A 13,159-nucleotide genomic window follows, 5' to 3' on the forward strand; every position below is an offset into this window, starting at 1 on the left:
GGCCTGACCGCCCGCGCGCCGGCCAGGAAAAACTACCTCGGCGAGGTGCCGGACCGGCCGGTCGCTACGCCGTCGGGTCCATGCGCAGGTCGAGCTCGATGGACGTGCCGGACGAGGCCGGTGCCCCGGCGATCGGCATCGGCGGCCCGACCCGGTAGCCCTGCGCGAAGTCGACGCCGAAGCCGCGCAGCAGCTCGATGGTGGCGTCGTCCTTCACGTACTCGGCGGCGGTCAGCACGCCGTGCGCCTGGCACGCCTCCACAATGGAGCGCACCAGCGCCTGGTCGGTGGGGGAGTTGACGATGTCGCTGATGAACGTACCGTCGATCTTCACGAGGTCGATCGGAAACGCCTTGAGGTAGATCAGCGAGCTGTAGGCCGTGCCGAAGTCGTCGAGCGCGAGCTGGCAGCCGAGTTCGCGGATCGCGCGGGCGAAGTGCAGCGCGCCGGAGCGGTTGTCGATTCGCGCGGTCTCGGTGATCTCGAAGGTGATCCGGCGCGGGTCGACGTCGTGCTTGTCGAGCAGGTCGTGTACGCGGCCGAGCAGCCCCGGCTCGCCGAGCGACCGCCCGGAGACGTTGATCTGGTAGTGCGGCGTCGGCGGCCCCTGCGCGATCAGCTCGAACGCGTTGTCCATCACCCACAGGTCGATCGGCAGCGTCTCGTCGACCCGCTCGGCGATGTCGAGCAGCGCCGAGGGCGGCACCGGGTTGCCCGCGTCGTTGAGCGGCCGGAGCAGGATCTCCTGGCGGGTGATCTGGTTGAGCCGCAGGTCGAGGATCGGCTGCGTGTACAGCGTGAAGCCGTTGCCCGCGACGGCCGCGCGCACGCGCGTGCGCCAGGTCTCCTGGCGCTCGTCGGCCGGGGCTGGCCGGGGGAACGCCTTGAGGACCGCGCCGGTCTCCTTCGCGTGGCGCCAGGCCGACTCGGCGTCGATGAGCAGGTCGATGCTGCTGCTCTCGTCGTGCGCCTCGAAGCGGACCAGGCCGCCCCAGGCGTCGACGCGGGCGCCGTGCGGGCCGGCGACGAAGAGCTGGTCGCGGAGCTTCTCGACCATCGTCTCGGCGAGCGAGGTGGCCGGCCGCAGACCGGTGTCTGGCATGAGCACGCCGAGCTGGCCCGGCCCGAGCAGGCCGCAGATGTCGGTGCGGCGGGCCAGCGTCATGACGAAGTTGGCGATCACCTCCGACAGCCGCTCGGGCTCGATGCCCCCCTGCGGCTCGGTGGCGACGACGAGCAGTACGCCGCTGCCGGTGCGGCGCGCGCGGTCGATCTCGTCGGTGAACCCGCCGCGGGTGCGCAGGCCGTTGCCGGGGGTGAGGTTGCCCGACTCGCGCTCGACGATCGCCCGCCGGCGCGCCCGCCGCTCGCGCTCCCGCCGGGCCAGCTCCAGCTCGGTGACGTCCTGCGCGGTGCCGATGATCCCCTGGGGCGTGCCGTCGGCGCCGGTGAGGATCTCGATGTAGCAGTGGACCCAGCGCGTGATCCCGCCGGGCCGGATGACCCGGCAGGTCAGCTCGCTGGCGGACAGCTCGCGCCAGGCCGAGGCCGCCGCCCTGCGGACGCGGCGGGCGTCGTCGGGATGGATCAGCCGGTAGAGCGTCTCCACGCACGGACGGACCACGCCGGGCGGCCATCCGAAGATCAGCGACATCTCGTCCGACCAGGCCATCTCCCCGGTCGCCGCATCCCACCGCACGGTGCCCTGCTTTGCGACCTGTGCGGCCCGGGTGATCCGGGGCACCTCGCCCGTGTCGCCGCGCAGCGGGTCGTGCAGGTCGACATCGCCGACCAGGTCGCGGCCGTCGGCCTTGGCCCGCGCGTACTGCTGCTGGACCCAGCGCGTGTTGCGGCTGGCGCTGGCCCGCTCGAAGGCGGTGGGCTTGTGGCTGGCGGCGAGGGCCAGGATGTCGTCGAGGTCCACCGTCACCGCTCTCGGTCGGGCGAGGTGAACCCCGCCTCCTCGGCGATCTCGCGCAGGCGCCGGCGGGCCGCGGACTTGTACGACCGGACGGTGTTGTCGGCCATGCCGAGGATCCGCGCGACCTCCGGGTCGCTCCAGCCCTCGAAGAAGAGCGCGAACACGGCCGCCTGGCGGGGCGGGATGCGGCGCAGCCACTCGAGGAGCTGCTCCTGCGCCTCCCGTGAGTCGGTGGGCGGTGCCACGAGACGTTCGATCGGCACCTCGTCGAGCGGTGCGGCCGCCTCCCGGCGCTGGCGTGCCCGCTGGTTGAGCAGCTTGTACCGGGCCGTCTTGTACATCCAGGCCAGCGGCTTCTCGTAGCCGCTGATCTCCTCCCACTTGTCCCGGGCCGTGATGAACGTTTCCTGCACGGCCTCCTGGACCAGCTCGCGGTCACCGCACTGGCTCCGGAGGAACCGCTCGACCGCGACGATGTTGTCTTTGCAGAACTGCTCGAACGAAGCCTCCAGCTCGACCAGCCGCTGTTCGGCGGCGGTCGTGCTGGGCTCGACTACGGTCACGCCGCTTCCACCTCGTCGGATCCGCGCGCTGACACGCTGGTTCCCCCAAGCGTCAAAAGATTGATCATCGTTCGCTCCCCGCCCCTCATGGTCCCGCATATCACTGTCGGTAGGAGTTGGTTGAGAGGTGCGTTGAGCGGCACAACTTCCCTACAAGATCGGTGGTCATGCGTACTACCAGGGGTCATTAGGCTGAACGGCCAAACTAGACAGTACGAACGGTCGATAGTGGAGCTAGCGATGAACCATTACGGAATGTAGCCGCAGGCACACGCTTGGTCCTATGTGGTCAAACAGCTGGGTTGGGCCGCCCGTGCCCATCAAAATTTTTACGCTCGCTCTTGACGTGACCCGCTCGTCAATCGTAATTTTCTTCATCACTAGGCAACGATGAAAGGAATTACGGTGGCGGTGCAGACCCAGGGCGTCATCGGGCGGCTCCGGATGGAGCTGTCCTCGCTCCCCGACGCGCTCCAGCGCGTGGCGGAGCAGATCCTGGACGACCCGGCCGTGGCGGCGCAGGCGTCCATCGTGGACCTTGCCGAGCGGGCCGGCACCTCCACCGCGACGATCACGCGCTTCTGCCGCGTGCTGGGCTTCCGGGGCTACGCGGCGCTGCGGGTCGCGCTGGCCGCCGAGATCGGTCGGCAGGAGCAGGCCCGATGGGACACCGACATCGATCGCGAGATCGAGCCCGGCGACCCGCTCGACCGGGTCCTCGGCGTCATCGCCAGCGCCGACTCCCGGGCCATCCAGGAGACCGCGGCCGGTCTCGACCTCGACCAGGTCGCCCGGGTCGCCGACGCGATCGCCACCGCCGGCCGCGTGGAGCTTTTCGGGCTCGGCAGCAGCGGCACCGCGGCCCGCGAGATGGCCTTCCGGCTGGAGCGGATCCGCATCCCGGTGTGGTACCGGGAGGACGCGCACAAGGCACTGACCAACGCCGCCCTCCTCGGTCCCGGCGACGTCGCGATCGCCCTGTCGCACGGCGGGCGCACGCGCGAGGTGATCGAGATGCTCGCCGAGGCCGCCTCCCAGGGGGCGCTGACCGTGGCGGTCACCTCGTTCGAGCGGTCGCCGCTGGGCGAGACGGCCGACATCACGCTGACCACGGCAGTGCACGAGACGACGTTCCGGGTCGCGGCGCTCTCCGCGCTGCACTCCCAACTCGTCGCGCTCGACCTCATCTACGTCGCGGTGGCCCAGCGCACCTACGAGCGCACCACCGAGGCGTTCGAAGTGACCGCCCGCGCGGTCGAGGCACACCGGCTGCGCGACGAGCCCGGCACACGCCGCCGTCGCGGCTGACTCCACCGACCGACACGGAGGACAGATGACCGCCCAGGCGTACCTCTCGATGATCACTGAGCTCGTGGCCAAGGTCGGCACCAGCCAGGCGGACGGCGTCAAGAGCGCCGCGACCCTGATCACCACCGCCCTGGACCGCGGGGGCGTCGTGCAGGCGTTCGGCTCCGGCCACTCCGAGGCACTCGCCATGGAGATCGCCGGACGGGCCGGCGGGCTCGTGCCGACCAACCGCATCGCGCTCCGGGACATCGTGCTGTACGGCGGGCAGCCGCGGGCGGTACTCGAGGATCCTGGCCTGGAGCGCGACCCCACGGTCGCCCGGCGTCTCTACGACCTGGCTCCGGTCGACCCCCGCGATGTCTTCGTGATCGGTTCCAACTCCGGCGTCAACGGTGTCGTCGTCGAGCTGGCGCTGCTGGTCAAGGAGCGCGGGCACGGCCTGATCGCGGTGACCTCGCTGGAGCACAGCGGGCGCGTGCCCGCACCGCACCCCTCCGGCAAGCGCCTGCGCGACCTCGCCGACGTGGTGCTCGACAACGGCGCGCCGTACGGGGACGTGGCCCTGCCCGGCCAGGTCGGCGCGGTCTCTTCGGTCACCGCGGCGGTGCTGGCGCAGATGGTCGTCGCCGAGGTGGTCGCCCGCCTGGCCGAGGCGGGGCAGACGCCTCCCATCTACCTGTCCGCCAACATCCCCGGCGGGCACGAGCACAACCAGCTCCTCGAAGCGCGGTACGTCGGCCGCATCCGGCGCACCGCGTAACCGCTTCGGCATCCCCATCGCGGCCGCGTCCGGCGGACCGCCAGCCCGCCGTGCTCATCGGCGGATCCCCCATACCCGCCGGCCCGGGTCCGGCGAGACCGCACAGCCCTCGAAGGGAGGCACACCGTGAACGCACATCCCACCAGACGCACGCTCCTGCTCGGGACGGTCGCGGCGGCGGCGCTCAGCGCCTGCGCCACGAGCGGCGCCGACGACGACGATACGAGTGCCAAGGGCACCACCACGGCCGAGAACCCGCTCGGCGCGCCGGAGGACGCCCCGCTGGAGGTGGTCGTCTTCAAGGGCGGCTACGGCGACCAGTACGCCATCGAGGCCGGCACGCTCTACGAGCAGCGCTTTCCCAAGGCCACTGTGGACCACAAGGGCATCCAGCGGGTCGGCGAGGTGCTCCAGCCGAGGTTCATCTCGGACGACCCGCCGGACGTCGTGGACAACAGCGGCGCCGGCCGGCTCGACCTGGTCACGCTCGTGTCGTCCGGCAAGCTCACCGACCTCAATGAGCTGCTCGACGCGCCGAGCCTGGACGACCCGTCGAAGAAGGTGCGCGACACGCTCATGCCCGGCGTGATCGAGGAGGGCACGTTCGACGGGAAGGTGCTCGTGCTCAACTACTCCTCGGTCCTCTGGGGGATCTGGTACTCCAAGTCGCTCTTCGCCAAGCACGGCTGGACGTACCCGACCACCTGGGCCGACATGCTCGCCCTCGGCGACGAGATCAAGAAGGCCGGCATCGCGCCGTGGACCTGGCAGGGCAAGTTCCCCGAGTACATGAACGACCCGCTGGTGTCGCTCGCGGCCAAGGCCGGCGGGCACGAGCTGGTCAAGTCGGTGGACAACCTGGAGCCGGGCATCTGGAAGAGCCCTTCGATGCTCGCCGCGGCCGACGCCGTCTACCAACTCGCCGCGCGCGGCCACATCATGGCCGGCTCCGAAGCGCTCTCGCACACCGAGGCGCAGAACGCGTGGAGCAAGGGGCAGGCCGCGTTCATCCCCTGCGGCTCCTGGTTGGAGGGTGAGCAGCAGCAGGTCACGCCGGCCGGCTTCGACATGGTGCTGGGCACCGTGCCCGCGCTGACCGCCGGCGACAAGCTCCCGGCCGGTGCGGTGATGGCGGCCAGCAGCGAGTCGTTCCTCGTACCCGCCAAGGCTGGCAACGCCCGCGGCGGCCTGGAGTACCTACGGATCCTCTTCTCCCAGAAGGTGGCCCGCGGCTTCGCGCAGAACTCCAAGGCGCTGCCGGTCGTCGCCGGCTCCACCGACGGGCTGACGCTGACCAGCGGGCTCGCCTCGACGGCGGAGACCGCGAAGGCGGCCGGCGCCAACATGTTCGGGTACCGCTTCCGCACCTGGTACCCACCGCTCGCCAAGGCCCTCGACGACGCCACCGGGGAGCTGCTCACCAAGCGGCTCACGCCGGACAGGTGGGCGGAGCGCGTGCAGAAGGCGGCCGACGGTGTCGCCGCCGACTCCTCGGTCACCAAGCACAAGCGCTGAGCGCGGGAGGGTGACCCATGCGGCACGGCCGGTACCGGTTTCTGGCCGGGGCGATGCTCCCGCCCCTGCTGCTGTACGCCGTCTTCGTCGTGTCGCCGTACGCGCAGGCCTTCTATCTGGCCTTCACCGACTTCAACGGCGTGTCCAGCGAGGTGAACATCGTCGGGCTGGACAACTTCGCCCGGCTCTGGAGTGACCCGCTGTTCCTGTCGGCGTTGCGCCACAACGGCCTGATGCTCGTGGTCGTGCCGCTGGTCACCATCGCGCTGGCCCTCTTCTTCGCCGCCTCCACGCGGGGCAGCCGCCTCCTGCGGGCGTACCGCGTGGTGTACTTCTTCCCCCAACTCCTGTCGGTCGCCATCATCGCGGTGCTGTGGCAGTTCGTGTACACGCCCAACAGCGGGCTGCTCAACGGCTTTCTCGACCGCGTCGGACTGTCCACGCTGGAGCGTTCGTGGCTGGCCGAGCCGCGGTTGGCGCTCTGGTGCGTGATGGCGGCGGTCATCTGGTCGGCGGTCGGCTTCTACGTCGTGCTCTTCGCGGCGGCGATCGAGTCGATCCCGGCGGACATCACCGAGGCGGCGCTGATCGACGGCGCCGGGCCGTTAACGCTCTTCCGGCGGATCACGCTCCCGCTCGTGTGGGACAGCGTGCAGGTCGCCTTCGTCTACCTGGGGATCATCGCGCTCGACGGCTTCGCGCTCGTGCAGATCATGACCGTGGGGCCGGGCGGGCCGGACAACAGCACCGAGGTGATGGGGCTCTCGCTCTACCGCAACGCCTTCACGTACGGCAAGTACGGCTACGCGTCGGCGATGGGCGTCGCGCTCTTCTTCCTCACCCTCACGCTCGTCCTGCTGATGCTCCGCGTGACAAGGCGCGAGCGGGTGGAGATGGCATGAAGACAAGTCGCCTCGTACACGTGGTGCTGCTCGTCTGGGCGCTGCTGGTCACGCTCCCTCTACTGTGGGCGTTCGTCTCCTCGCTCAAGACCGACGAGGAGATCTTCGACAGCCCGTGGTCGCTGCCGGCCACGCCACAGTTCGACAACTGGGCCCGCGCCTGGGCCGAGGCGTCGATCGGCCGCTACCTGTTCAACACCGTGGTCGTGGTCGGCGGCGCGCTCCTCCTCACCATGCTCTTCGGCGCGCTCGTCGCGTACTGCCTGGCCCGCTATCCCTTCCCGGGCAACCGGGTCATCTACTACACCCTGGTCGCCGGGATGCTCTTTCCGGTCTTCCTGGCGCTCGTACCGCTCTTCTTCGTGGTCGACCAACTGGGCATGCTCGGCAGCTACCACGGGCTGATCCTCGTGTACGCCACGTACGCCCTCCCGTTCACCGTCTTCTTCCTGCACGCGTTCTTCCGTACCCTGCCGACCGCCGTCGCCGAAGCGGCGTTCCTGGACGGGTGCTCACACGCCGCGGTGTTCTTCCGCATCATGCTGCCGATGGCCCGCCCCGGGCTGGTCAGCGTGGGCATCTTCAACTTCCTCGGCCTGTGGAACCAGTACCTCCTACCGCTCGTGCTCAACCCGGATCCCGACCGGTACGTCCTGGCCCAGGGACTCGCCTCCCTCGCTGTCAGCCAGGGCTATCGCAGCGACTGGAGCGGCCTGTTCGCGGGTCTCGTCATCGCGATCCTGCCCGTCCTGGTCGCGTACATCCTGTTCCAGCGCCAGATCCGCGACGGCCTCACCGCCGGCGCGGTGAAGTGACGCGCCTTCCCCCAGAGTGTGTCCCCAAGAAAGGAGCACGCCGTGAAACGCCTCACCGCTGGTCTCGCCGCGACCGCGGCCGTACTCGCCACGGGCACCGTCGCCGCAGTGGCGAGCAGCAGCCCCGCCGTCGCCCTCGCCCCCTGCCAAGTGCTCTTCGACGACTTCAACTACAGCGGACCGGCTGACCCACTGATCAGTCAGCGGGGCTGGACGGTGCGTACCAACGCCGGCGGCCCGGGCGTGCCCGGCGCCTCCTGGCCGGCCTCCAACATCTCGTTCCCCACAGTGGACGGCGCCAAGTCGCTCCAGCTCCAGGCATCCACCGACGGTACGTCCGGCGGCACCAGCCAGGCCGAACTCTTCCACCAGCGCAAGTTCTTCGAGGGCACGTACGCGGCCCGGGTCAAGTTCACCGACACGCCGGTGAGCGGCAACGACGGCGACCGCCTTGTCGAGACCTTCTTCACCATCACGCCGCTCAACTCGGCCATGGACCCCAACTACGGCGAGATCGACTTCGAGTACCTGCCGAACGGCGGCTGGGGCGAGCAGGGTCCGATCTTCTACCAGACCACCTGGGAGACCTACCGGCCGGAGCCGTGGGAGGCGGTGAACACGCACACCGCGCAGCGGCAGAGCTTCGCCGGCTGGCACGACCTGATGTTCACCGTCTCGGGCGGCCACGTGAAGTACTACGTGGACGGTGTGCTCTTCGCCGACCACAGTGGCATCTACTACCCCGAGACGCCGATGTCCATCAACTTCAACCTGTGGTTCATCGACACGGTGGCGCACACGGGCGGCATGTCCACCTACCGCCAGCAGGTCGACTACCTCTACCACACCGTGAACGAGACGCTCACGCCCGCTCAGGCGGCGGCGCGGGTCGCGGCCTTCCGCTCGGCCGGCACCACGCACACCGACACGGTCGGCAGCGGCGGCTCCTGCCCGACGCCGAACCCCACCACCGCCTCGCCGAGCGTGTCGCCGTCGGTCTCGCCGTCGGTCTCGCCCTCGGTCTCGCCGACGGTGAACCCGACCGGTGGGCCGGGCTGCTCCACCGCCCCGTTCTGGAACATCAACTCGGTGTACCAGGGCGGCAACCTCGTACGGCACCAGCGCAGCGCCAACGGCGTGCCCGGCGGTCCGCCCTCCGGTGACGGCGTGCACCTGTGGCGGGCCCGCTGGTGGACGCAGGGCAGCGAGCCCGGCTGGACCCAGCAGTGGGAAGACCTCGGGCGCTGCTGACCCGTACATGACGCTCGTCCTCGGTATCGACATCGGTGGCACCGCGACCCGTGCGGTCGTCACCACCCTCGGCGGCACCCGTGCCGGCTCCGGCCGCGCGGGTGCCGCCAACCCCGTCACCGTGCCCGCCGCCGAAGTGGCTGCCAACCTGACCGCCGCCCTGACCGAGGCACTGTCCACTGTGGACCGTGCGGAGGTGGGGGCGGCGGTCGCCGGCGCCGCTGGGGCGTCCCGCCCCGCCGTGCTCCGGGCCGCGTTCGACACCCTGGGGGTACGGTGCCCGCTGCACGTCGTCGGCGACGCCGTGGTCGCCTTCGCCGCCGGTACGGACGCGCCGGCCGGGAGCGTGCTCATCTCCGGCACCGGCGCGGTCGCGGCGGAGGTGCGCGAGGGCGACCTCGTGCGTACGGCCGACGGCCTGGGCTGGCTCCTCGGCGACCTGGGCTCGGGCTTCTGGATCGGCCGCGCGGCCGCCACCGCCACCGCCCGCGCCCTCTACCGCGGCGCCCCGCCCGGCCGGTTGGTCGAGCTGGTCTGCGCCGAGGTGGGGGAGCGCGCGGGCGACCCCTTCGTGGCGGCCGTCTACGAGCGCCCGCCCCGCGAGCTGGCCGCGCTCGCCCCGCTCGTCACGACCGCGGCCACTGCCGGCGACCCGCTGGCACTCTCCATCATGGACGAAGCCGCCGGCCACCTCTGCCGGACTCTCGCCGGAGTCCGCGAGCCCGGCGACCGCAGCCCGATCGTGCTCGCCGGCGGCGTGCTGCGCCAATGCCTTCCACTACGGCAAGCGGTCCACGACCGGCTCACGGCGGCGTGGCCCGACGCACCGCTGCGCACCGCCGGCCCGGCCGAGGAGGGGGCGGCTCGCCTGGCCGCCCGCCTCCTGGAGGCTTCTAGTCGTCGTCGACCTGCCAGAAGTTGACGATGTCGGAGGCGTAGCCGTCGACAATGAGCGTGAAGACCGCGCGGTCGTCGACTGTGTCGGCGTCCTGCATGCTCATCACCGAGTAGGACTGCGGCGTGTGCCAGTTCGTCGGCGTGAAGATCAGGATCACGGGCGGCGATGCCCAGGTGCCCGTGCCGGTGATGGACATCCGTAGCGACACCTGCTGGGCCGGCGGGTGGCTCAACCGCACGGTGAATGAGCGGCTGGTGCCCTCGGGAATCATGATGAGGTCGGGCTCGGCGATGACAGCGGGTGCGCCCGGCGCGACGCAGGGCACCCCGTTGACCCGCCAGTCGACCGGTGGGTTGTTGGGTCCGAAGACGGAGGCGGTGAAGCCGAAGTACGCCGTCCCGCCGGGCGCCACCGGCGGTACCCAGGGCAAGCTGGTCGCGGTGACGGACTGGCCGGACTGGGTCCAGGTGTGGTTCCACATGGACGCGATGGTCTGGTTGCCGGTGAACCGGAAGCCGACGGTGGTCCCGTTCCAGGTTTCGTCGCCGGTGTTCCTGATCTGGACGTTGGCGGTGAAGTTGGGAGGCCAGCTGGAGATCGAGTAGCTGACCTCACAGGCCACCGCGGCGTGTGCGGCAGTGGCGGGAGCGACCACGGCAAGTGCCCCCGCGAGTGCCGCGACCACTACGCGACACCCGAGCTTTAGATACATGAGAATCAATATAGTTTTGGCTTGAGCTGTTGCGCCACGGCCGTTCGTACCAAGGGTCAGCAGCCAACAGAAAGGCTTGTTCCCAATGGCGGTGGAGTGGTTGGAAGCGGTCGGTACGCGACTGAAGGTCACCAACCTCGACAACGACAAGTCGATCACCGTGCGGGTGACCGGGCCGTCGGGGAGCTGCGTGCTGCTCAACAACGCGGCGTTCGAGAAGGTACGGGAGCCGGGCAAGTTTCTGATCCGCCGGGCGGTCATCGAGAAGGTGTGAACGCCTCACTCACGAAGCCGCCGAGGGCTCGGCCGGCTCGCCTGGAGAGCGGCCCGCCTGGAAAGCGGCAGTCGCGGAGGGCTCAGAGGTCGTCGGGGCTCGCCAGCAGCGACGGGTCTTCGCGGATCATCGCGGCGAGGCGGGCGGCGGCGTTGTCGTCGGTCTCGGCGGTCCAGGCGCGCGGGGCCGCCAGCCTCGGCGGCTCCCCGCCCCGGGTCGGCTCGGCCGGTGCCAGCCCGCCGGGGTCAGGCAGGAAGCCCGCGTCGGCGGCGTGGCTGGGCTCGGGGCGGAAGACCGGGTCGGTGGCGCGGCCCGCATCGGGGAGGACGCCAGCGTCCGCGGCGTGGCTGGGCTTGGCGCGAAAGCCCGGGCCGCCGGCACGGCGTTCGTCGAGAAGTGGATGTCCGCGCGGCCCGTGGCCGAGGTCATCGAAGCGCTGGCCGGGATCGGGCAGGAAGCCACCGCCCGCGGCGTGCCGGGGCTCGGCACCCCGGCCCTGCTCGGGGAAGAAGTCGCCCTCCGCGGCACCCCGCGCCTCCGCGTGAAGGCCGCCGTCAGCGGCGCGCCGCGCCTCGGCGTGAAGGCCGCCCTGCTCGGGCAGGAACTCGGCCTCCGCGGGTCGCCGGGGCTCGGCGTGAAGGCCCTGATCGGGGAGGAAGCCGGCGTCAGCCGTGCGGCGGCGGCGCCGGTCGGCCAGCCGTGGCTCGGGCATCGGCGAAGGCTCGGGGTGCCACGCGGCCGGATAGGCCTCGACTCGCGCGCGGCTGCCGTCGGTGATCGGCCGGGGCAGGTCGGACATGGGCGGGATCTCGGCGGGCAGCACCGGCATCGGGCCGTCGCTCGGGCCGAAGGCGGCGCCCTCCGGCCCTTCGACCGAGACGATTTTGGCCCGGACGACCCCGTCCTCCCAGCCGATCCGCACCTCGGCACTGCCCTCGCCCTGCTCGCCGTAGAGCGTGATGTTGAGGTCGGGATGCCGCTCGACCACGCGCCGCACCGCCTCGATCGCCTCGGCCAGGCCGTGTGCCGTCGGCAAGCTGCCGGACGTGCCCTCGGCACGCCGGCGTAGCTGGTCCATGCGGGCCAAGCGCTCCAGTGCGTCGTCGAGTCCACCGCGCACTCTCCGAACACCTCCCTAGGCCGTCTGGCGGTGTGGCCAGCGCCCTGTGTCGTCAAGGGGCCGGACGGCAAGCTCGCTCGCTATGCCGTCTGCCCGCGTACCGCGTCGTCCAACGCCCGGTCGAGCAGTACGAGCAGTGCGTCTCGTACGGAGATCCGATTTCGGGCGTCGAAGGCGACAACGGGAATCCGCTCGTCGACCGCGAGGGCCCAGCGGACCTCGTCCAGGTCGTGGGCGAGTCTCCCGTCGAACGCGTTGACGGCGACGACGAATGGGAGCTTCGCCCGTTCGAAGTAGTCCACCGCAGGGTAGCAGTCATCTAACCGACTGCTGTCAACTACGACGAGTGCGCCGAGTGCACCGTGGGACAAGTCATCCCACATGAAGCCGAAGCGGGATTGTCCGGGCGTACCAAAGAGATAGAGCTTCAGGCTGCGGTCGATGGTGACGCAGCCGAAGTCCATCGCGACGGTCGTGGTGGTCTTGCCGGTGGCCTGGCCCGGGTCGTCCACGCCGACGCCGGCGGAGGTCATGACCGCCTCGGTGGTCAGCGGGGATATCTCGCTGATCGCGCCGACGGTCGTGGTCTTGCCCACGCCGAAGCCGCCCGCGACCACGATTTTGACGGGGATGGGAGGTGCCTGTTCAGGAGATCGCACGAAGTCCACGGATCACTCGCAGGATGGTGTCGGGGTCGGGACGCGCGGCCTCCCGCGCGTGGACGTCGAGGTAGCCGGCGGCCCGTAGGTCGCCGACGAGGATGCGGGTCACGCCGAGGTGCAGCCGCGCCCGCGCGGAGATCTCCGCGACCGAGATCGGCTCCGCGCACAGGACCACGATCGCGCGCAGCTCGGGCGCGAGGTTCGCCACCGGTACGCCGGTTCGCAGCGGCCCGTCCGACCGGGCGGTGACCTGCGTCTCCAGCCCGATGTCCGGGTCCACGCCGTCCACGCGTCCCGAGGTGAGGACGAACGGCCGCAGCCCGGCAGGGGTGGCGTCGCCCGCCGACCCCAGACCGGAAACGCCCAGGAAGGGGCGGATGCGGGCCGGTCCGATCGGTTCGTCGGGCGGCATCGAGCTCACGGCATGTCCCCTCCCCGGCGGTTCGACGCGTGGCGGG

General features: G+C 70.7%; 14 protein-coding genes. 8 read left to right on the top strand and 6 right to left on the bottom strand.

Going from position 1 to position 13,159, the window contains the following annotated elements; genetic code table 11:
- Positions 1-64: 64 nt before the first annotated feature.
- Both ACFFIA_RS23325 and ACFFIA_RS23330 read right to left on the bottom strand, forming a co-directional pair.
- A complete protein-coding gene (locus ACFFIA_RS23325; protein WP_377253754.1) occupies positions 65-1,930 on the bottom strand; it encodes a sensor domain-containing phosphodiesterase in 1,866 nt (621 codons plus the stop codon).
- Positions 1,927-2,484 carry an RNA polymerase sigma factor gene (locus ACFFIA_RS23330; protein WP_377253755.1) on the bottom strand — a complete coding sequence of 186 codons (558 nt, stop codon included), beginning with the start codon at positions 2,482-2,484 and terminating at the stop codon, positions 1,927-1,929. The genes ACFFIA_RS23325 and ACFFIA_RS23330 overlap by 4 nt, the downstream gene beginning before the upstream one ends.
- Before the next feature lie 405 nt (positions 2,485-2,889).
- Between ACFFIA_RS23330 and ACFFIA_RS23335 the strand changes: the two genes are divergently transcribed.
- The 7 genes from ACFFIA_RS23335 to ACFFIA_RS23365 all read left to right on the top strand — a co-directional run bounded on the left by ACFFIA_RS23335 (position 2,890) and on the right by ACFFIA_RS23365 (position 9,957).
- Positions 2,890-3,792: a MurR/RpiR family transcriptional regulator gene (locus ACFFIA_RS23335; RefSeq protein ID WP_377253756.1), complete on the top strand. Its 903-nt coding sequence runs from the start codon at positions 2,890-2,892 to the stop codon at positions 3,790-3,792.
- Positions 3,793-3,817: 25 nt separating this feature from the next.
- The gene (locus ACFFIA_RS23340; RefSeq protein WP_377253757.1) at positions 3,818-4,552 is read left to right on the top strand and encodes a sugar isomerase domain-containing protein; all 735 of its coding nucleotides are present in this window, start codon (positions 3,818-3,820) and stop codon (positions 4,550-4,552) included.
- A gap of 126 nt (positions 4,553-4,678) precedes the next feature.
- Complete coding sequence (gene ngcE / locus ACFFIA_RS23345; RefSeq protein ID WP_377253758.1) at positions 4,679-6,067, top strand: N-acetylglucosamine/diacetylchitobiose ABC transporter substrate-binding protein; 1,389 nt, start codon at positions 4,679-4,681, stop codon at positions 6,065-6,067.
- Positions 6,068-6,084: 17 nt separating this feature from the next.
- Positions 6,085-6,969: a carbohydrate ABC transporter permease gene (locus tag ACFFIA_RS23350; RefSeq protein WP_377253759.1), complete on the top strand. Its 885-nt coding sequence runs from the start codon at positions 6,085-6,087 to the stop codon at positions 6,967-6,969.
- Positions 6,966-7,784: a carbohydrate ABC transporter permease gene (locus ACFFIA_RS23355; protein ID WP_377253760.1), complete on the top strand. Its 819-nt coding sequence runs from the start codon at positions 6,966-6,968 to the stop codon at positions 7,782-7,784. Before ACFFIA_RS23350 ends, ACFFIA_RS23355 begins: the two co-directional genes overlap by 4 nt.
- A gap of 42 nt (positions 7,785-7,826) precedes the next feature.
- Positions 7,827-9,035 carry a family 16 glycosylhydrolase gene (locus tag ACFFIA_RS23360; RefSeq protein ID WP_377253761.1) on the top strand — a complete coding sequence of 403 codons (1,209 nt, stop codon included), beginning with the start codon at positions 7,827-7,829 and terminating at the stop codon, positions 9,033-9,035.
- Positions 9,036-9,042: 7 nt separating this feature from the next.
- On the top strand, positions 9,043-9,957 hold the full coding sequence (locus tag ACFFIA_RS23365; protein ID WP_377253762.1) for an N-acetylglucosamine kinase: 915 nt from the start codon (positions 9,043-9,045) through the stop codon (positions 9,955-9,957).
- Here ACFFIA_RS23365 and ACFFIA_RS23370 read toward each other — a convergent pair.
- Positions 9,929-10,618 carry a cellulose binding domain-containing protein gene (locus tag ACFFIA_RS23370; protein WP_377253763.1) on the bottom strand — a complete coding sequence of 230 codons (690 nt, stop codon included), beginning with the start codon at positions 10,616-10,618 and terminating at the stop codon, positions 9,929-9,931. The two genes, ACFFIA_RS23365 and ACFFIA_RS23370, sit on opposite strands and share 29 nt — an antisense overlap.
- Before the next feature lie 118 nt (positions 10,619-10,736).
- Between ACFFIA_RS23370 and ACFFIA_RS23375 the strand changes: the two genes are divergently transcribed.
- Positions 10,737-10,919, top strand: a complete 183-nt coding sequence (locus ACFFIA_RS23375; RefSeq protein ID WP_377253764.1) for an RlpA-like double-psi beta-barrel domain-containing protein — start codon at positions 10,737-10,739, stop codon at positions 10,917-10,919.
- A gap of 82 nt (positions 10,920-11,001) precedes the next feature.
- On the opposite strand, the gene ACFFIA_RS23380 is transcribed toward ACFFIA_RS23375, so the two are convergent.
- The 3 genes from ACFFIA_RS23380 to ACFFIA_RS23390 form a co-directional block, all read right to left on the bottom strand.
- Entirely contained in the window at positions 11,002-12,039 is a 1,038-nt protein-coding gene (locus ACFFIA_RS23380) for a hypothetical protein (RefSeq protein WP_377253765.1), read from the bottom strand.
- A gap of 80 nt (positions 12,040-12,119) precedes the next feature.
- On the bottom strand, positions 12,120-12,707 hold the full coding sequence (locus tag ACFFIA_RS23385; protein WP_377253766.1) for a GTP-binding protein: 588 nt from the start codon (positions 12,705-12,707) through the stop codon (positions 12,120-12,122).
- Positions 12,685-13,113 carry a DUF742 domain-containing protein gene (locus ACFFIA_RS23390; RefSeq protein ID WP_377253767.1) on the bottom strand — a complete coding sequence of 143 codons (429 nt, stop codon included), beginning with the start codon at positions 13,111-13,113 and terminating at the stop codon, positions 12,685-12,687. The genes ACFFIA_RS23385 and ACFFIA_RS23390 overlap by 23 nt, the downstream gene beginning before the upstream one ends.
- Positions 13,114-13,159 lie beyond the last annotated feature (46 nt).

It is taken from the genome of Phytohabitans kaempferiae (assembly GCF_042433955.1).
Taxonomy (GTDB): Bacteria; Actinomycetota; Actinomycetes; order Mycobacteriales; family Micromonosporaceae; genus Phytohabitans; species Phytohabitans kaempferiae.